Origin of the sequence: Microbispora sp. NPDC049125 (assembly GCF_040802045.1) — a bacterium.
GTDB lineage: Bacteria > Actinomycetota > Actinomycetes > Streptosporangiales > Streptosporangiaceae > Microbispora.
The window spans coordinates 104,209-122,815 of sequence record NZ_JBEZDW010000002.1 but is presented as its reverse complement, the minus strand read 5'-3'; the positions used below and the strand labels follow the sequence as shown (position 1 = coordinate 122,815).

Annotated in this window: 13 protein-coding genes; 3 read left to right on the top strand and 10 right to left on the bottom strand. The window is 72.7% G+C overall.

Annotated features, from left to right (window positions below; all coding sequences use genetic code 11):
* The first annotated feature begins 179 nt into the window (after window positions 1–179).
* Window positions 180–4,580, top strand: a complete 4,401-nt coding sequence (locus AB0B72_RS02995; protein ID WP_367736596.1) for an HAD-IC family P-type ATPase — start codon at window positions 180–182, stop codon at window positions 4,578–4,580.
* 11 nt (window positions 4,581–4,591) lie between these two features.
* On the opposite strand, the gene AB0B72_RS02990 is transcribed toward AB0B72_RS02995, so the two are convergent.
* The gene (locus tag AB0B72_RS02990) at window positions 4,592–6,655 is read right to left on the bottom strand and encodes an MMPL family transporter (protein WP_367736595.1); all 2,064 of its coding nucleotides are present in this window, start codon (window positions 6,653–6,655) and stop codon (window positions 4,592–4,594) included.
* A 121-nt stretch (window positions 6,656–6,776) separates the two neighbouring features.
* Here AB0B72_RS02990 and AB0B72_RS02985 point away from each other — a divergent pair, with 121 nt between their 5' ends.
* Window positions 6,777–7,295, top strand: a complete 519-nt coding sequence (locus AB0B72_RS02985; RefSeq protein WP_367736594.1) for a MarR family winged helix-turn-helix transcriptional regulator — start codon at window positions 6,777–6,779, stop codon at window positions 7,293–7,295.
* A gap of 198 nt (window positions 7,296–7,493) precedes the next feature.
* On the opposite strand, the gene AB0B72_RS02980 is transcribed toward AB0B72_RS02985, so the two are convergent.
* The 8 genes from AB0B72_RS02980 to AB0B72_RS02945 all read right to left on the bottom strand — a co-directional run bounded on the left by AB0B72_RS02980 (window position 7,494) and on the right by AB0B72_RS02945 (window position 17,036).
* Window positions 7,494–8,060 (bottom strand): hypothetical protein, encoded by a 567-nt coding sequence (locus tag AB0B72_RS02980; RefSeq protein WP_367736593.1) that lies wholly within the window; start codon window positions 8,058–8,060, stop codon window positions 7,494–7,496.
* Window positions 8,061–8,145: 85 nt separating this feature from the next.
* On the bottom strand, window positions 8,146–8,955 hold the full coding sequence (locus tag AB0B72_RS02975) for an SAM-dependent methyltransferase (protein ID WP_367736837.1): 810 nt from the start codon (window positions 8,953–8,955) through the stop codon (window positions 8,146–8,148).
* Between the two features lie 95 nt (window positions 8,956–9,050).
* A complete protein-coding gene (locus AB0B72_RS02970) occupies window positions 9,051–10,481 on the bottom strand; it encodes an aldehyde dehydrogenase (protein ID WP_367736592.1) in 1,431 nt (476 codons plus the stop codon).
* A 191-nt stretch (window positions 10,482–10,672) separates the two neighbouring features.
* Window positions 10,673–11,272 (bottom strand): cupin domain-containing protein, encoded by a 600-nt coding sequence (locus tag AB0B72_RS02965; protein ID WP_367736836.1) that lies wholly within the window; start codon window positions 11,270–11,272, stop codon window positions 10,673–10,675.
* 44 nt (window positions 11,273–11,316) lie between these two features.
* Window positions 11,317–12,333 carry an IPT/TIG domain-containing protein gene (locus tag AB0B72_RS02960; RefSeq protein ID WP_367736591.1) on the bottom strand — a complete coding sequence of 339 codons (1,017 nt, stop codon included), beginning with the start codon at window positions 12,331–12,333 and terminating at the stop codon, window positions 11,317–11,319.
* A 117-nt stretch (window positions 12,334–12,450) separates the two neighbouring features.
* Entirely contained in the window at window positions 12,451–13,224 is a 774-nt protein-coding gene (locus tag AB0B72_RS02955) for an IPT/TIG domain-containing protein (protein ID WP_367736590.1), read from the bottom strand.
* Between the two features lie 640 nt (window positions 13,225–13,864).
* Window positions 13,865–15,007 (bottom strand): hypothetical protein, encoded by a 1,143-nt coding sequence (locus AB0B72_RS02950; RefSeq protein WP_367736589.1) that lies wholly within the window; start codon window positions 15,005–15,007, stop codon window positions 13,865–13,867.
* A 289-nt stretch (window positions 15,008–15,296) separates the two neighbouring features.
* Window positions 15,297–17,036: a SpoIIE family protein phosphatase gene (locus tag AB0B72_RS02945; RefSeq protein WP_367736588.1), complete on the bottom strand. Its 1,740-nt coding sequence runs from the start codon at window positions 17,034–17,036 to the stop codon at window positions 15,297–15,299.
* Between the two features lie 223 nt (window positions 17,037–17,259).
* Here AB0B72_RS02945 and AB0B72_RS02940 point away from each other — a divergent pair, with 223 nt between their 5' ends.
* Window positions 17,260–18,147 (top strand): helix-turn-helix domain-containing protein, encoded by an 888-nt coding sequence (locus AB0B72_RS02940; RefSeq protein ID WP_367736587.1) that lies wholly within the window; start codon window positions 17,260–17,262, stop codon window positions 18,145–18,147.
* A gap of 13 nt (window positions 18,148–18,160) precedes the next feature.
* Here the strand turns inward: AB0B72_RS02940 and AB0B72_RS02935 are convergent, their stop codons facing one another.
* Complete coding sequence (locus tag AB0B72_RS02935) at window positions 18,161–18,538, bottom strand: VOC family protein (RefSeq protein ID WP_367736586.1); 378 nt, start codon at window positions 18,536–18,538, stop codon at window positions 18,161–18,163.
* Between the last annotated feature and the right edge of the window lie 69 nt (window positions 18,539–18,607).

The following is an 18,607-nucleotide window of genomic DNA, read 5'->3' as shown; positions in this document are numbered from 1 at the left end:
CCGCAGCTCCGTACGGAGGAAGAGGTATCGAGGAACGGCCGCGCGGCCGTTCCGGCCCAGGCCCGCGGAAGCGGACCCGGGCCTGATCCAGTCGAGCCACACCCCCCTCGGCTCCGGCGAGGAGGGGTGATGACCGCTTTTCCGGCGCTCCAGGCCGTCACAGGGACCGGCGGCGCCCCATGCTGCTGACCCATGTGCTCACGACGTCGGCGGCACTGCTCCGAGGCGTTCTCCCCGACCCGCTGCGGGAATTCGTGCCCTGCCCGCGCGAGCTGGCCACCTGCCCGGGAGGGCTGCGGATCACCCTGCGCGGCATCGGCCGCCCGGGCACCGAGGGCGCGGTCGAGCACCTGCAGGCACGGCTGCGTGAGATGCCCGGAGTCGAACGGGCGGAGGTGAACGGCCGCCTGGGCTGCGTCTTCGTCGCCTGCGATCCGGACAAGGTCGACCAGGACGCGCTGCTGGCGGTCGCCGAGGAGCTCGACGAGGCCGAGGAGCACTCCCACGAGACGCCGATCCGCCTGGCCGAGGACCACATCCGCGCGACGGTGCGGCTGGCCGCCGGCGTCACCAGTGTCGGGCTGGTCTTCGCCGGCCGGGCGGTGCGGCTGCCACGGCTTCCCGCGATCGTCCCCGCCGTGTTCCAGCTCGCCCACTCCACCCCCGCCATCAGGGAGGAGCTCGACCGCCGTCTCGGCCGCCGTCCCACGAGCGCCCTGTTCACCACCGCCGGTCTCATCACGACGACGCTCACGCTGCGCCCGATCGGGCTGGTCGTCCAGTCCGTCGCGTCGATGGGCCGCTACATCGAGGCGCGCGCCGGACGACAGGCCTGGGAGCGGCTGGAGGAGCGGCTCGCCGAGCAGCCGGGGGCCTATCACCACATCAGGACTCCCTCCGAGCCCCGCCCCTGTCCGCTGCCGCACGGCCCCATCGAGCGGTACGCCGACCTCGTCAGCCCGGCGAGCGTCGCCGGCTACGCCGCGACAGGGTTCCTCGCCGGGGGCCAGCGGGCCCTCGCCGTCCTCGTGTCCACCACCCCGAAGATCGCCGAGGTGAGCAGGGAGGCCTTCGCGGGCGCGATCGGCCGGGCCCTGGGCAGGCACGACGCGGTCGTCCTCGACGCCGACACGCTGCGGCGGATGGACCGCGTCGACACGGTGATCCTCGACGCCGACACACTCACCACCGGCTCGTGGATCATCGACCGGGTCGAGCCCCTGGTGGAGGGCCTCGACACCGGCGAGCTCTACTCACGGCTCTACGCGCTCATCGACTTCTCCCATCCCGGCGGCGCACGGACCGCCGAGGGCTGGGCCGTACGCCCTCTCACGGACCTCGAAAGCCGGCTGCCCGCCCACGCGGCCGGCTGGCGGGAGCGGGGCCTGCACGCGATCGAGGTCACCCGCGACGGCATGCCGGTGGCGGTCGCGGGCCTGGCGCCCGAGATCGATCCCCTGGCCGTTCCCATCGTCGCGGCGGCCAAGGCGGCGGGCACCGTGATGCTCGCGGGTGACGACGACGGGCTCCACCTGCGGCTCGCCATCGGCCGTACGCTGCCGGGCGGCCGGGAGCTGGCCGCGGCGGTGCGCGAGCTCCAGACCGAGGGGCACGGCGTCGTGGTCGTCTCACGCGGAGCCGCGCGCGCGCTCGCGCAGGCCGACATCGGCGTCGGTGTCATGGACCCCGATGGCCCGGTGCCGTGGGACGCCGACATGGCCGCCCCGCCGCACGCCGTCCACCTGTTCCTGAGCTGCGTCCCCCGTGCGACGGCCACCAGCCGCAACGGCGTGCGGCTCGGCGCGATGAGCGCGGCCGTCGGCAGCCTGCTCGCGGTCGCGGGACCGGCGGCGACCGCGCTGCGGCGGGCTCAGCTCGTCAGCGCAGGCGTCTCGCTCACCGCCCTCGTGCTCGGCGAGTGGATGGGCCGCGGCGCCGGCGGCGTGCGTACGCCGCTCCGCGCCGACACCACTCCCTGGCACGCCATGTCGGTCAGGGACGTGTACTCCCGGCTCGGCTCCTCTCCCCGGGGGCTCGACGAGAGCGAGGCGGTCAGGCGCCGGGCCGACCTGCGTACGGACGAGGCCGAGGAGCCGCCGTCGCTGGCCCGCGCAAGCCTGGAGGAGCTGGCCAATCCGCTCACCCCGGCGCTCGCGGCCGGCGCCGGCATCTCCGCCCTCGTGGGCTCGGCCCTCGACGCGGTGCTGATCAGCGGCGTCATGGTCATCAACGCCTTCCTCGGCGGCGTGCAGCGGTTCAAGGCCGACCGTGCGCTGCACCGCCTCACCGAGTCCACCGAGGTCCTCGTACGGCTGCGCCGCCCCAGCGGCACCGTGGAGGCGACCAAGGGGCAGCTCGCCCCCGGCGACGTGATCGAGCTGCGCGCGGGGGACGCCGTGCCGGCCGACGCCCGGGTGCTCAAGGCGGTCGGGCTGGAGGTCGACGAGTCCACGCTCACCGGCGAGTCGCAGCTCGTCACCAAGACGGCCTCGCCCACGGTCGCGGCCGCGGTCGCCGACCGCAGCTCGATGGTGTACGAGGGCACGACGATCGCGGCCGGCAGCGGGCGGGCCGTGGTCGTGGCGACCGGCGACATGACCGAGGCGGGACGCAGCGGCAGGCTGGCCGGGGAGGCCGGCCCGCCGACCGGCGTCGAGCTGCGCCTGCGCGAGCTGAGCCGGCGGATCCTGCCCCTGTCGATCGCCTCCGGCGCCCTCCTGCTCGTCACCGACCTGCTGCGCGGGCGGCCGCTCGCCTCCGCGCTGACGCCGGCCGTCAGTCTGACCGTCGCGGCGGTGCCGGAAGGGCTGCCTTTCGTGGCGACGGTGGCCGAGCTCGCCGCGGCACGGCGGCTGTCGAAGCGGGCGGCCCTGGTGCGCAATCCCTCCACGATCGAGGCTCTCGGGCGGGTCAACGTGCTGTGCTTCGACAAGACGGGGACGCTGACCGAGGGCCGGATCAGCCTGCGTCACCTGTCCGACGGCCGGATCGGACGGCCCGTGGAGTCGGCCACGCAGGACCTGCGCCGCGTCCTCGCCGCGGCCGTGCGGGCCAGCCCCCGGTCGGGCGGCGGGCGCGTCATTGCCCACCCGACCGACCGCGCCGTCCTCGACGGGGCCCTCGGGCTGGACGTCACCCCGCAGGAGGGCCTGGACTCCTGGGAGCGGGTCGACGAGATGCCGTTCGAGCCGGGGCGGGGCTATCACGCCGTCCTCGGGCGCACCGAGCACGGGCACCTGCTGAGCGTGAAGGGCGCCCCCGAGATCGTGCTGACCCACTGCTCCACGGTGCTCAAGGACGGCGAGGCGGTGCCGTGCGACGAGACGATCCGCACGGAGCTGACGCGCGAGGTCGACCGGCTCGCCCACCTGGGCTACCGGGTGCTGGCCGTCGCGCAGCGCCCGGCCTCCGACCGCCGCGACCTCGACGAGTCGCGCATCGACGAGCTGTGCTTCCTCGGTTTTCTCGGCCTGGCCGACCCCGTGCGCGCCACGGCCGCGGAGAGCGTGAGCAGGCTGATGCGCGCCGGCGTACGGGTCGTGATGGTCACCGGAGATCATCCCAGCACCGCGGAGGCCATCGCGGCCGAGCTCAACGCGCTGAACGACCAGCGGGTGATGACCGGCCCCGAGCTGGACGAGCTGGACGACGAGACGCTGACCAAGGTGCTGCCCGACGTGGCGGTGTTCGCGCGGGCGACCCCCGCCCACAAGGCCAGGATCGTCACCTGCCTGCGCCGGGCGGGCGAGGTCGTGGCCGTCACGGGCGACGGCGCCAACGACGCCCCGGCGATCCGCACGGCCGACGTCGGGATCGCCCTGGGCTCCCGCGCCACGCCGGCCGCACGGGGCGCCGCCGACCTGGTGGTGACCGACGACCGCATCGAGACGATCGTGGACGCGATCGTCGAGGGCCGGGCCATGTGGAGCTCGGTGCGCGACTCGCTCTCCATCCTGCTCGGGGGCAACATCGGGGAGATCGCCTTCACCGTCGGGTCCAGCATCCTCGCGGGCGGCAGCGCGCTGAACGCCCGCCAGCTGCTGCTGGTCAACCTGCTCACCGACATGGTGCCCGCCATGGCCGTCGCCGTACGGCCACCGGCCTCCACCGATCCGGAGAAGCTGCTGGCCGAGGGCCCGGAGGCGTCGCTCGGCGCCTCGCTGACCCGCGACATCTACCTGCGGGCGGCGGTGACCGCGTCGGCCGCGACGGCGGCGTGGCTCCTCGGCCGCCTCACCGGGACTCGGGGGCGCGCCGACACGATCGGGCTGGTGGCGCTCGTGGCGGCGCAGCTCCTCCAGACCATGGCCGGCGGCGGGCGGGACAAGGTGGTGGTCCTGGCCGCGTTGTCCTCCCTCGCCGTGCTGTGGCTGATCGTGACCGTTCCGGGGGTGAGCCGCTTCTTCGGCTGCCGCCCCCTCGGGCCCGTGGGATGGGCCGTCGGGCTGGGCTCGGCGGTCGCCGCCACGCTGGCCGGCGTCGTGGTCCACCGGAAGCTGCGGGAGACGACGGCGGCCCGGGCGCGGATGGACCTGCCCGGCGCGCTGAGCCCGGTGAGCCCGGCCCTGACGCCCGCCTGACGGGATGTCCGTCAGGTCCGCGCCGCGTCTGCCTGCCGTACGCCGGGGTGCACGGCCGGCCGCCCTCGCGAGAGGCCGCCGGGCCACCAGAAGCGGTCGCCCAGCAGCGTGACGATCGCCGGGACCAGGACGCTGCGGACGAGCAGCGTGTCGAGGAGCACGCCGAAGCCCACGATGACGCCGATCTGCGTCAGGGTGATCAGCGGGAGCACCGCGAGCACGGAGAACACGGCCGCCAGCAGGATCCCCGCGCTGGTGATGACCCCGCCGGTCACCGCGAGGGCGGTGACGATGCCCTGGCGGGTCCCGTGCTCCGCCGTCTCCTCCTTCGCCCGGGTCGTGAGGAAGATGTTGTAGTCGATGCCGAGGGCGACCAGGAACAGGAAGCTCAGCAGCGGCACGCCGAGGTCGAGCGCGGGGAACCCGAAGATGTGCCGGAAGGCGAACCAGCCCGCCCCGAAGCTGGCGGCGAAACTCGCGATCACGGTCAGCACCAGGGCGGCCGACGCGACGACCGAGCGCAACAACAGCAACAGCACGACCAGCACCACGGCGAGCACGAGCGGGATGATCAGCTTCTGGTCGCGCGTGGCCGCGTCGCGCTCGTCGAGGTCGGACGCCTCCGATCCGCCGACGGCCGCGCCGGCCTCCGGCACGGCGTGCACCGCCGCGCGCATCGCCCGGATGGTGGCGAAGCTCTCCTCGCTGCCGGGCTCGGCGGTCAGTACGGCGTCGGCCCTGGCCCACCCGGCGCCGCGCTCCCCCGGGGTGACGCGCTCGACTCCCGGCACCATGGCGGCGGCCCGCACCTGGGCGGCCGCCGACTCGCGGGAGACGACGGTCACGGGCTGCACGCTCCCGGCGGGGAACGCCCTGCTCAGGGTCTCCTGCCCCGTGATGGCCTCCACACGATCCCTGAACTGCTCCGTCTCCGACAGCCCGCTCCGTACGCCCACGGCCCCGAGGGCGAGCACGGCAAGCACGATCACGCTGAACACCGCCATGACGAGCGGGCGGCGTGACACCGCGCCTCCGACGCGGGCCCACAGACCCGTACGTGACGGGTCGGCCTGGCCCGTCCTCGGCGCGAACGGCCAGAACAGGCCGCGGCCGAAGAGCACGAGCGCGGCGGGCAGGACGAGCAGCGCGTACGCCACGGCGGTGACGATGCCGACCGCGCCGGCGAGTCCGATGCCACGGCTGCCCGGCGACAGGGCGAAGACCAGCGTCCCGAGGGCGAGCGTGACGGTCGCCGAGCTGGCCAGGATCGCCGGGGCGGCCGACCGCACCGCCGCCGCCATCGCCACGTGCCGGTCTTCGTGCATCCGCAGTTGCTCCCGGTAGCGGGCGATCAGCAGCAGGGCGTAGTTGGTTCCCGCGCCGAAGACGAGCACCGACGTGATGCCGAGGGTCGAGTCGTCCACCGTCAGCCCGGTGGTCCGGGTGAGGATGGCGACGATCTTCGCGGCGACCTGGTCGGCGACGCCGACGACGCCGAGCGGGACGAGCCAGAGCCAGGGGCTGCGGTAGGTGACGAGCAGCAGAAGGGCCACGACGGACGCGGTGACGGCGAGCAGCGTGATGTTCGCGCCGTCGAAGACGGAGGCGAGGTCGGCCCGGAACCCGGCGGCGCCGGTCACCTCGGCCCGCGCCCCGGCGGGGAGCCCCTGCCTCGCCTCGGCCCGGATCCCGTCCACCGCGGCACCGAGCCGTGAAAGCGGCAGCGACCCCGGCAGAGGAACCGTCAGCAGCGCCACGTCTTCCTTGGGTGAGAACACCGGGGGCGGCACCGTGCGGCCCACCGCCAGGGACGCGAGGCGCTCGGCGTCGCCGGTGATCGCCTCGCGGTCCTCGCCGGTCAGCGCTCCGGCGCGGGAGTAGACGATGAGGGCGGGTGCGAGCCGGCCGCTGGGCAACCGCTGCTGGAGCCGCGCCACGGTCGCCGACTCCGCACCCCTGGGGAGGGACGCCGCGGGATCGGCGTTCACCTTCGACGCGCCGCCGAAGGCGAGGGCGAGGCCCGACAGAAGCGTCGCGACGGCGACCACGATCCACTTGCCGGCTGATCCCGCCATGGGGAACGACGGAATAGGCTCTGCTCGCCTCATCATCACTCTTTCCATGATGGAATATTTCCAAGATGGAAAGAGTAAGTGGGCGAGACGACCGATGGCAACCCGAGGGGAGAAGGCGCGCGTGACGGAGGAGCCAGTGGATCCCTTCACGCTGATGGCCCTGATGCGGCGCCTCAACGTGGAGGCCGACCGGTTCGGGGAGCGCTTCGCGGTCGACCACGGCCTGCACCGTACGGACCTGAACGCCCTGGTCGTGATCATGGACGCGGCGCGGGAGGGACGACCGCTGAGCCCGGGAGCCCTCGGCGCCGCGCTGAACCTGAGCGCCCCCGCCACCACGGCCCTGATCAACCGGCTGGAACAGGCGGGCCATCTCACCCGTCACCGCAGCGCCGTCGACCGTCGCAAGGTCGAGCTGGCCGTGCACGAGCAGGCCGCCACGCTGGCCGGGCGCTTCTTCGCGCCGCTGGGCCAGGAGATGTCCGCTGTGATCGACGACTTCACCGGGGAAGAGCGCCAGGTGATCGCCAGGTTCCTCTCCCGGAGCATCGAGGCCACCGTCGCCGCCAGGGAGCGGTCATCCGAGCAGCCCTACGCCGGGGAGCGGTCCGCCGGGGAGACCGGCCCGACCGCTTCATAGCGGGAGACAGCGCGCCCCGATGGTGCCGGCCGGGTGCGCCGACAATCCCGCCATGGTCCCGCGGTGGTCCCGCCATGGTCCCGCCATGGTCCCGCGGTGGTCCTGCGGCGGCGGACGCCGCCTGGAACGGGCCGGCCGACGGCGAACGGCCCGCCGGCGCCGGTCACGCCCGGGTGCCGGCGGGCCGTTCGCTCACGGTCAGAGGGCAGGGGTCAACCGGCCCTGCTTGCGGCCCTTCGCGTGCTGCTGGCCCCCCTTGTGGTGCGGCTTGGAGGTCACCTTGAACGCCTGGTAGCCGAAGTCGGGCATCGGGATCGACATGTTGGCCGCTTCCTTGGGGTCCTCCGGGATCGGGACGACCAGATACTCGTGGAGCACCCCGTCCTTGTCCTTCTTGATGATGTGGCGGACCTGCGGGCGCGTGGACGCCGGCCTGCCCTGGACGGCGGGCGCCAGATGGGCGGCGGGCTTCGCGTGCCCGGCGACCGGCGCGGCAGCCGGGGCGGCGACCGGGGCGGCGACCGGGGCGGCGACCGGCGCGACCGTGGCGGACGGGCCACCGCTCGACGGGCCACCGGCCGACGCGTCACCGGCCGCCGGGGCGGCGGCGGTCGGCACCGCGGTGGCGGCGGGAGCGGCCACCGAACCAGCTACCGGGCCGGCCACCGGGCCGGCCACCTCGGCGGCGGAGCTGGGACCGGTGGACGGAGCCGGGCCGGCGAGCAGGGCCGCGGCGAGACCGGCGACAGCCGTACAGATGAGCATGAGACTCCCCCGAAGTCGTGGACACTTCGAGGACGACGCTAAGCGTCACAGGTCAGCCGATCACGCGTCCCGGGCCAATGTCGGGTCAAACCTGAGGATCGGCCTTGCGTCCCACGCCGCCGAGGGCCCCGGCCTTGCCCTCCCGTACGAGGGACTGGTCGAGCGTGGGGCGCCAGTCCTGAAGGGGGACGACGCCGGGCTCCAGCACGTCGAGGCCCTCGAAGAAGGCGAGCACCTGTGCGTAGGAGCGCGACGTGGTGCCCGGCACCGACGTCCTGCTGAAGACCTGCCGGCCCTCGCTCTCCTGCTCCTCGCTCAGCTCCCCCAAAGACCCGTGCGAGATCACCAGGTGGCCGCCGTCCGGAAGGGCGGCCTTGAGGGTCGCGACGATTCCCATGGCCTCGTCGTCGTCGGGGATGAAGTGCAGCACGCCGAGCAGCAGCACCGCCAGCGGCCGGGAGAAGTCCAGGTGCGCGCGGACGTCCGGATGCGCGAGAAGCGCCGCCGGGTCGCGCACGTCGGCGTCGACCACGACGACGCGGTCGTTCTCGGCGAGGAGCGCCCGCGCGTGGACGAGGACGATCGGGTCGTTGTCGACGTAGACGATCCGCGACTCCGGGGCGAGCTCCTGGGCCACCTGGTGCACGTTGCGCTGCGTGGGCAGCCCGGCGCCGATGTCGAGGAACTGCCGGATGCCCTGCTCGCTGAGGTAGCCGACCGTACGGATCAGGAACTCGCGGTTCTCCCTGGCCACGTCGCGCAGGTTGGGAAGGATCTCGATGATCTTCTCCGCCGCCTGGCGGTCGGAGGCGAAGTTGTCCTTGCCACCCAGGTAGTAGTCGTACATCCGGGCGACGCTCGGCGTGCTCGGATCGACTCCCGCCGGTGCCTTCATGTCGTCCACGGCACTTCCCCTCGTCGTTCACAGGAATGTTAATCCCTTGATCGCGTACGAGCAGGCATGTCGTGACATCTCCTCATGTTCAGGACTCACGGGAGAGGGGTCAGGTGGACCACCTTCGTGTGGGTCATCTCGTCGAGGAGCTCCGGGCCGTACCCGAACCCGTGGCCGCTCGCGCGCACCGGCTGGGCCGCGCCGCCCGGCGCGCCGCCGAAGACGGCGTTCACCTTCACCGTGCCGACGGGCAGCTCGCGCCAGGCACGCTGGGCGTTCGCCATCGAGGGCGTCAGGACCGTGGCGGCCAGGCCGTACCGCGACGCGCAGGCCAGCTCCAGCGCCTCGTCGAAGGAGCCCGTCACGCGTACGGCGGCCACCGGGCCGAAGGTCTCCTCCCGCATGACGTCCATGTCGTCGGTGCAGTCCGCAAGAACGGTCGCCGGGTAGAACGCCCCCGGCCCCTCCGGTACCCGGCCGCCGGTGAGCAGCCGCGCCCCCGCCGCGACGGCATCCCTGACGTGCCGGTCCACGATCTCCCTGTGCGCGGCGTCGACGAGCGGGCCGAGCGTCGTCTCCTCGTCGAGGCCCGGCCCCGTCCGCAGCTCCTCGGCCCGCTGCACCAGCGCCGCGAGGAACGACTCGGCGACGTCGCGGTGGACGTAGACCCGCTCCGCCGAGGTGCAGATCTGCCCGGCGTTCGCGAAGCAGCCGGTGGCCGCCTGCGCGGCCGCCCACTTCACGTCCACCCCGGCGTCGACGATCAAGGGGTCCTTGCCGCCGTTCTCCAGCAGGGTGGCCGCCCCGCTCCGGGCCGCGGCCTCGGCGATCGAACGGCCCGCGGCGGTCGAGCCGACGTGCGCCACCAGGTCGACGCCGGGATGGGCCGCCAAAGGCTCGCCCGCCCGCCTGTCCCCCGGCACCACGGCGAGCACGCCGGGCGGCAGCTCGGCCGCCATGAGCTCGGCGAGCAGCGCCCCGGTGTGCGGCGTCCGTTCGGACGGCTTGTGCACGACCGCGTTGCCCGTGACGAGGGCCGCGCCGATCAGCCCGCAGGCGATGGCCACCGGGTCGTTCCAGGGGGTGATGACGGCGACGACCCCGCGCGGCTCGTTCACCATGAGGTCGGTCGCGTTCCATCCGCCCTGCAGGCTGCGGCCCCGATGCAGCGGGCCCAGCTCCGCGTACTGCCGGAGCGTGCCGATACCCGCCTCGACGCCGCCGCGCGCGTCGCCGATCGGCTTGCCCATCTCCCTGGTGACCAGCTCGGCCAGCTCACCGGCGCGCGCGGCCACCCGGTCGGCGATCCGGTGCAGGCATGCGGCCCGTTCGGCGGGAGCCGTACGGCCCCAGGCCCGCTGGGCGCCGCGGGCGGAGGCCACCGCGCGCTCGACGTCCTCCGCGCAACCGACCGGGACCTCGCCCAGCGTCTCGCCCGTCGCCGGGTCGGCTTTCGTGCGGCTCTCCGTGCTCGCGCTCGCCGTCCACTCCCCACCGGCAAGCACCCAGCGATCCCTGTCCCGCACCGCGGTCTCCTCCCTCTTCCGGCGGCCCCGCTCCGGAGCAGGCCCGTACGGCCGCCGGCCTGGAACGCCGGGCCGTACGGCTCAAGGAGGAACCGGTGCCCCCCGAGAGGGCCGTAAACGCCCCAGCTGGTCTGCTACCCAGCGGCCGGCATGGCGTCACCCTCGATGCCGGGCCTCCCGGCGAAGGCGCCTCAAAGGGCCCTGAAGTCGGCGAAGTCGAAGCCGGGCGAGACCACGCAGCTCACCAGCACGCCTTCCGGCCCGGCCGGCCGGGCCGCCTGCCAGGTGCCCGCGGGCACGAGGGCCTGCGGGGCCTGCCCTCCCTCGACGTCCGGGCCCAGCATGATCGTCTGTTCTTCGCCCGGCCGGTCCCCGGCACCCGCGAGAACGAGGGCCAGCGGGCCGCCGCGGTGCCACAGCCACACCTCGTCGGACCGTACGGCGTGCCAGACCGACTCCTCGCCGGGCTGCAGAAGGAAGTAGATGCCGGTCGCGCTCGCACGGGTCCCGCCGTACCCGGGGGGATCCACGCGGGCCTGGGTGCGCCACGTCTCACGGAACCAGCCGCCCTCCGGGTGGGGCAGCAGCCCGAGCGCCTCGGCGACCGGGGGCCGCTCCTGGACGGCGACGAACGCCCCGGTGACGTCGCGGCGCAGGAACCGGACGCGCCCGTCGTCGTCGACGGCCACGACCGGCTCCGGCCCGGTGAAGGCGCGGGTGGCGACCCGCAGCGCCTCGGCGTCGTCGGCGGCGGCCAGCGAGGGGCCGTCCGGGCAGGCGTCAAGCGTCATGACCAGCACGCCGCCGATGCTATTCGAGAGCCCTCCGGGCGACGTCACAGGTACGTGTACGCGGCGCCCGGCGAGCTCGTGCCGCCCGCCGAGGCGACGGTCACGGTGACCGTCCCCGCCCCCGCGGGCGCCGCGGCGACGACATACGTGTCCGATACGACGGAGAACGACGCGGGCGCCGCGCCGAAGCGCACGTCGGTCGCGTAGGTGAAGCCGGAGCCGGCGACGGTGACCAGGTTGCCGCCCGATGTGGGCCCCTGGGCCGGGGTGAGGCCCGTGACCGTGGGGACGTTGAGGTAGGTGAAAGAGCCGAGCCCGAGGGCCGGGCTGGTCCCCGCCGGTGTGGTGACGGTGACCTCGACGGTGCCCGAGCCTGCCGGAGCCGTGGCGGTGATCTCCGTGGCGGAGACGAAAGTGAACGTGGCCGTGACGGCCCCGAACCGCACCAGGGTGGCGCCGGTGAACCCGGTGCCGGTGACGGTCACCGCCGTGCCCCCGGCCACCGGGCCCTGATTGGGCGCGACTCCGGTGACGACGGGAAGCGAGCCCACGGATGTGGTGGTATAGCAGTACGGCATGGGGTTGCTGACACCTCCAGGGGTGGTGACGGTGACCAGGACCGGCCCGGACGCGCCGGCCGGCGCCGTCGCGTTGATCTGCGTGGCGGAGACGAAAGTGAACGTGGCCGCCGTGACGCCGAACCGCACCACGGTGACACCGGTGAACCCGGAGCCGGTGACCGTCACCGCCGTGCCGCCCGCCACCGGGCCCTGGTTGGGGGTCAGGGCCGAGATGACCGGGGCGGCGGCGGCCACGTAGGTGAACGGCACGGTCTGCGTGCTCGTGCCGCCGACCCCCGAGACGGTCACGTTGGCCGTTCCGGTGCCCGGAGGCGTGATCGCGGTTATCTGGGTGCTGGACACCACCGTCATGCCGGAGGCCAGGGCCGCGCCCACCTTCACGGCGGTGGCCCCGGTGAATCCGCTGCCGCTGATCGTCACAGGGGTGCCGCCCGCGGTGGAGCCCTGATTCGGCGCCACGCCGGTGACTACCGGAGCCATGGCTCGTCACTTCCTCGGGTAGGGGGCGCGCGCCTCACCGGTCCGGGACCGGTGAGGCGCGCGTGTCGGAGGGGAACCGGACCCCGGCGGGCGGTGACCCGCCCGCCGGGCCACGGATCAGGCGTACGTGAAGGTGGCCGGGTCGCTCGCTCCTCCAGGTGTGGTGACGACCACGTCGACCGCGCCGGCCGGTCCGGTCGGCGCGAAGGCGAGGATCTGAGTGTCGGAGTTGACGGTGATGTCGGTGTCGACACCGGCGAACGTGACGGTGATGGCCGCGCCGACGAAGGCGGTGCCCGTGATGATCACCAGGTCGCCGCCGGCGCCGGTGGCCGGGTCGAGCGCGGTGATGGCGGGCGTGTCGAAGAAGGCGAGCGCGTTGGCGACGGTGAACGTCCCGCCCGCCGTACGGACGGCGGCGCTCTGGCTCTGGAACCAGGGGGCGGCCCCCAGGGGGGTGACGGGCTGGGGGGTCGCCGAGACGGTGACGTCGCTGGTGGGCGGCGTCAGAGTGGCGGTGACCCCGGCGAACTGCACCCGGTTGGTGGTCAGCAGGGTCTCACCGGTGATGGTGACGGGGAGGGGCGTCTCAGCGGAGTTCTCCACAGGGGAGAGCCGTGAGGCGAACGGCGGGTCGATGTAGTAGAAGGGCAGCGCGTTGCTGGTCCCCGTTGTGGTGACGACCGCCACGGTCGTCGGGCCGCAGCCTGAGGGAAGGGTGCAGGTCACCACCGTGCCGGCGAGGTTGTTCGTGGCGGCGACCGTCTTGCCGCCGATGCGGGCGCTGGTGGTGTTCAGCAGACCGGTGCCGTTGATGGTGAGGATCTGCGCGTAGCTTCCCTGGTTGGTGTTCTGCGGGGCGGCGCTGAGTGAGGTGATGACGGGTGCCATGAGGGTGTGCTCCTTCTTGTGGAACGTTCCATCGCGACGCGATGAACGCGAATGGTCGTGCTGGGGAAACGCCACACGAGTGCGGCGCGTGCGTGAGGGACTCAGCGCATGGGAAAGAGGGTGCGCCGGGTATGCGGGGACGTGGATCTCGGGGCGGCGCGGCGGGCGGAGATGTCGCGCCGGCCGGTGCCCGGTTCGGCCGCCGAGAGGAGGCGGTCGTCAAGGGGATGTTCTTGGGAATGGAACAGGTGTCGCTTCTCCGGCGGACCGTAGATCCGGTTTGACGGAGGTTCGGCCGATCTCCGCGGGAGGAGCGGCCGTCACGTCGTGCGCGGCCGCGCGATCCGGAGTATCCGAGATGCCGGACTTGATATTGAGAGATAGTTTCGTGCTACTGATGCGATTAGATTCCTATCGGGCCCTCTTGTAAAGAGGAAGCACACCCAAGGCGGGGATAGTGATAGGCCTGTGACCTGCACGTCTACAATAATTACCCCTCCTCCCCCCGGATAGGGAATTAATAGGAACTCATTGGATAAATGGCAGTAAATGCAGGCACAAGGTGTGGATTGTCCGAAAATAGGAGTGCCCGGTTCGGGGTGGATTCCACGAACCGGGACTCGCTCCGCACTGCGACGGCTTATCGCGTGGTCCAGGTCACCGCCTTGCGGTTGAAGTGCCGCCGGTCCCGATGCCGGTCCCAGTCGAAGTCGGAGTCGCGCACGTGCCCCCCCTGTGTCTGGGTCAGGTGGAGCTTGTGCGAAACGGTGTGCTCGGACTGCTGGATCGGACGCGGCGCCGGCTGTGATGCGGACTGTGATGCCGGCTGCTGTCCCGGAAGGCGTCCGGTGGCCACGCCGAGAGGAGAGCCGCCCACGCCCACGGTCGCGATCACGGTGTTCGACAGCAGATCGATCACCGACACGGTGTTGCTGCCCCCGTTGGCCACGTACGCGCGGGTGCCCGCCGGCGAGATCGCCACGCCCACCGGGCTGATGCCGACGGGGATCGTGGCGATGATCGTGTTGGTGGCCGTATTGATCACCGAAACGTCGTTGGAGGACGCGTTGGTCACATAGGCCCGGGTCCCGTTCCGGGAGACCGCCACCCGCTCCGGGTCGGTCCCGCCGGGGATCGTGGTGATGACCGTGGCGGTGATCGTGTCGACGACCGAGATGGTGCCTCCGCCCAGGTTGACGACGTACGCCCGGTCGCCCTTCGGAGTGAACGCGACCCCGGCGGGGGCGACGCCGACGGGGATCGTCGTGCGAATGGCGTTCGTCGCAGTGTCGATCACCGACACCGAGTTGTCACCCTGGTTGGTCACGTAGAGCCGGGTCCCCCCCGGCGAGACGGCCAGGCCGAAGGGGAGCGTCCCGACGGGGATCGTGGTGATCACGCCGCCCGTGGCCGCGTTGATCACGGACACCGTGTTCGAGAGCCCGTTGGCGACGTAGACCCGCGTGCTGTCCAGCGAGACCGCCACCGCGAACGGGTAGTCCCCCACCGGGATGGTGCTGACGACCCGGCGCGACACGGTGTCGATCACGGACACCGTGTCCGAGTCGGAGAGCGTGACATAGGCGCGGGCGCCGTTCGGCGCGATGGCCACTTCCTGCGGGTTGACTCCCACGGGGATGTTCGCGGTGACCGTGTTCGTCGCCAGGTCGACGACCGAGACGGAGTTGGAGGTGGTGTTGGTGACGTACGCGAAGTCCTGGCTCTCGGCGACCGCCACCGCGGGCACGGACATGGCGACCAGCGCCACCGTCCCGGCGGACATCGCCACCGCGGTCCGTACCGAGCGGATGCGGGAGCGCCATCCGTTCCCGCGCTGTCGATGAAGCGACCGCGAGCAGCGGTCATCGGTTGTTTTCCTCAGCCAACCCCGCGACACAGGGACCTCCCGCATGAACAGTGACAGGCTCCCGTTCTACGCGGAGTGGATCTTGCCGCCTCGTGCCGACGCGCGACCTTGCGATCTCCTGGCCGAGACGTGGATGCCTCATCGACCGGGGCGGCCTCTTGCCGCCGTCAGGCTCGCAAGGAGAAGTGCGGCGGAGGCGCGATGTTCAGGCTTCGCCTGCGGCGGGGGACAGCCTGACCGCGAGCAGCGCGATGTCGTCGGTGCCACCGGGCGGGCGGTGCTCAAGGATCCGGTCGCAGAACTCCTCGAGCGGCAGGCCGGCCATGCCCGCCGCGTGACGGCGCAGCCTGGCCATCCCGCTGCCGAGATCGCTTCGGGGACTCTCGACGAGGCCGTCGGTGTAGAGCAACAGGGTGCTGTCCGCCGGGATCGGCACGTCGCCGTCGTGGCGCGACGCGACCGGAGGCATGCGCAGCCCCAGCAGCGAATCCTGCTCCTGCTCCAAGTAGCGGGTCTGGCCGTCGGGGGTGACGAGCAGGGGCGGCGGGTGGCCGGCCGTGCTCCAGCGCAGCCGCCACGGCCCGCCTTCCGGCCTCTCGATCCTGGCGAAGATCATGGTCGCCATGGAGACGTCGGTGACCGCCGACATCGCCTGATCCAGCCGTTCGATGACCTGGCCGGGCGACTCGCATCGGTCCCAGGCCAGCGTACGGACCATGCTGCGCAGCTGGGCCATGTCGGCGGCGGCCTTGACATCATGGCCGACCACATCCCCGATGACCAGGGCGGTCACTCCGTCGGGCAGCGCGAACGCGTCGTACCAGTCGCCTCCGACCTGCGACCCCACGGGGGCCGGCAGGTAGCGGGCGGCCATCCGCAGATGGCCGACCTCCGGCAGGGGGGCGAGCAGGTGCCGCTGCATGGTCTCGGCCACCTCGCGCTGCTGGCCGAACAGGCGGGCGTTGTCCACCGCCAGGCCGGCCCGGCGGCCGATGTCGGCGACGAGCGTCACGTCCGTGGCGTCGAAGGGATTGGCGGGATCGGTGCGGGCCACGGTCAGGGCACCCAGCACCTGCCGCGGCGTCCGGAGCGGCGTGATGATCACCGAGACCGCGCCCAGGGCGGCGAACAGCTCCCGCTGCGCGGCGGCTTCCGGCGACCCGGCCACCGCCGCGATGTCGTCCGGGCTGAGCAGTACGGTCTCCCCACGGTCCAGCACCCGGGTCAGCGGCGCGTGGGACGGCGCCCCGACCACGGGCAGCGGCCCCAGCCAGTCGGGCCTGACCTCGATCCCCGGGGGAGGGACGACGACGACCCGGTGGACCTCCTCGTGATCCAGCCGCAGGTCCACCGCCGCCCAGTCGGTCAGCCGCGGCACGATCAGGCGGCCGAGCCGCTGGAGGGCCTCGTCCACCTCGAGCGTCTGGGTCAGGACGCTGGTGACCTCGGTGACGAGCGTCAGCCGGGCGGTGAAGTTCTCCAGCGCGGCGATCTGGTCCGCCTGCCGCCGGGAGAGCGTCAGCCGTTCGGTGATGTCGTCGAACACGACGACCACGCCGAGCACCCGGTCCCCGCGCCGGAGGGGGGCGGCCCACCAGGCGACCGGCAGCAGGGTGCCGTTGCCCCGCAGGAACGTCGAGCGTTCGCTGCGCGCCGCCGTCCCCGACTCCAGCACCGCCATCTGCTGGCAGCTCGAACGGGGGATCAGGGCGCCGCCGGGATCCCGGTGCAGCAGGTCATGGGCGTTGGCGCCGACCATGGTGGCCGCCGGGCGGGCCAGCATCGCCGCGGCCTGCGGATTGACGGCCGTCATCCGCCCGGCGCGGTCGGTGAGGTAGATGCCGAGCGCCGAGCTGGCGAACGCCGCCTCGATCAACGCCTCCCCGATCAACGCCTTTTCTGGCAGGTCGACATCGCTGCCGGCGCCGAGTGCCTGCCGCACCATGGCCGCTCTGCCTTCCCTGAATCCGCCACGACCACTACGCCTTACCCCAGAAGGGGGCAAAGAACGCCGAGCGCGGAAACGACGCTACCGGAGGCGGGGCCGCTCGCCGAAACGAAGGGATCATGGCGGTCCGCCGCGCGCGGCACCGCGGTGAGACCCGGGAGCCTTACCTGGGCATGACACGGCCACCTTGAATCGGACATACAGCCCCATAATGGTATTTATGGACAAGCGGACGGAGCTGACCGAGTTCCTGCGTATGCGCCGCGCACGTCTGCAACCGGAGGACGTGGGCCTCACGCCGTTCGGCCACGAGCGGCGCCGGGTCCCCGGCCTGCGCAGGGAGGAGCTCGCCCAGCTCGCGGGCGTCAGCGTGGACTACTACATCCGCCTTGAGCAGGGCCGTACGCGCAACGTTTCCGAGGAAGTCCTCGACGCGGTGGCCCATGCGCTCCGGCTCGACGACTCCGAGCAGATGTACCTGCGCGGCCTCGCCCGACCGGCGCGGCGCCGCCGTCCTCCGGCCCGGCAGGAGCGGGTACGGCCCCGCCTGCGGCGCGTGCTCGACATGGCCGACGGCATCCCGGCGTACATCGTCGGGCGCCGCGGCGACGTGCTGGCCTGGAACCGCCTGGCCGCCACGGTCTTCGTCGACTTCGGCGCCCTCCCACCGGCCGAGCGCAGCTGGCCCCGCCTGATCTTCTTCAACCCGGACATACAGGCGCTCTTCGAGGACTGGCCGGCCAGGGCACGGGAGGCCGTCGCCTACCTGCGGCTCCAGGCAGGGCTGTATCCGGACGACCACGAGCTGGCCGCCCTGGTCGGCGAGCTGTCGATGAAGAGCACCGACTTCCGCAGATGGTGGGCGGACCACCACGTGAGGGACAGGGTGAGCGGCCGCAAGACCCTGCGCCATCCCCTCGTCGGCGACCTGGTGCTGGACTACGAGTCCTTCCGGCTGCCCGACGACCCCGACCAGCTGCTCGTCATGTACACCGTCGAGCTCGACTCGGCGTCGCACACCGGTCTGCGGCTGCTGGCGAGCTGGTCCGCGAAGACCGCACCCGTACGGCCGGAGCCGGTGCGGGGGCCCGGCTCCGGCACTTCGTGACACGCGTCCGGCGTCACTGGATCCACAGGCAGAAGGGGTGGCCGGCGGGATCGAGGTAGACCCGCACGTCGTCCTGCGGCTGATGGTCCGCGAGGGTGGCGCCGGAGGCCACCGCGTGCGCCCCCGCGGCGTCGAGATCGTCGACCTCGATGTCGAGGTGCGTCATCATCTGCTGGTCGCCCGGACCGGCGGGCCAGTTCGGCCGGGCGTACGCCTTCTCGGTCTGGAACGACAGCCCCGCGCCGCCGCCGGGGGGCCGGAGCGTTATCCAGTCGGGCTCGTCCTGATCGATCGGCCACCCCAGCAGCCGCTGGTAGAAGTGCGCGAGGGACCGGGCATCGGGTGCGTCCAGCACCGTGGCGGTCAGCGTGAACCGTGGCCTGGTGGACATCGTGCCTCCCGAGATCGTGTTTCCGCCGTGCCTCTGCCCAAGAATGGAGCCGGCAACGCCGTACGCCGA

What these genes read in the sequence shown, in the direction of transcription:
- AB0B72_RS02945 (WP_367736588.1), bottom strand. Translation starts at nt 17,036, where the DNA reads ATGGTGCGGCAGGCACTCGGCGCCGGCAGCGATGTCGACCTGCCAGAA.
- AB0B72_RS02960 (WP_367736591.1), bottom strand. Translation starts at nt 12,333, where the DNA reads ATGGCTCCGGTAGTCACCGGCGTGGCGCCGAATCAGGGCTCCACCGCG.
- AB0B72_RS02940 (WP_367736587.1), top strand. Translation starts at nt 17,260, where the DNA reads ATGGACAAGCGGACGGAGCTGACCGAGTTCCTGCGTATGCGCCGCGCA.
- AB0B72_RS02955 (WP_367736590.1), bottom strand. Translation starts at nt 13,224, where the DNA reads ATGGCACCCGTCATCACCTCACTCAGCGCCGCCCCGCAGAACACCAAC.
- AB0B72_RS02990 (WP_367736595.1), bottom strand. Translation starts at nt 6,655, where the DNA reads ATGGCGGGATCAGCCGGCAAGTGGATCGTGGTCGCCGTCGCGACGCTT.
- AB0B72_RS02980 (WP_367736593.1), bottom strand. Translation starts at nt 8,060, where the DNA reads ATGCTCATCTGTACGGCTGTCGCCGGTCTCGCCGCGGCCCTGCTCGCC.
- AB0B72_RS02975 (WP_367736837.1), bottom strand. Translation starts at nt 8,955, where the DNA reads ATGAAGGCACCGGCGGGAGTCGATCCGAGCACGCCGAGCGTCGCCCGG.
- AB0B72_RS02935 (WP_367736586.1), bottom strand. Translation starts at nt 18,538, where the DNA reads ATGTCCACCAGGCCACGGTTCACGCTGACCGCCACGGTGCTGGACGCA.
- AB0B72_RS02995 (WP_367736596.1), top strand. Translation starts at nt 180, where the DNA reads ATGCTGCTGACCCATGTGCTCACGACGTCGGCGGCACTGCTCCGAGGC.
- AB0B72_RS02950 (WP_367736589.1), bottom strand. Translation starts at nt 15,007, where the DNA reads ATGTCCGCCGGGACGGTGGCGCTGGTCGCCATGTCCGTGCCCGCGGTG.
- AB0B72_RS02965 (WP_367736836.1), bottom strand. Translation starts at nt 11,272, where the DNA reads ATGACGCTTGACGCCTGCCCGGACGGCCCCTCGCTGGCCGCCGCCGAC.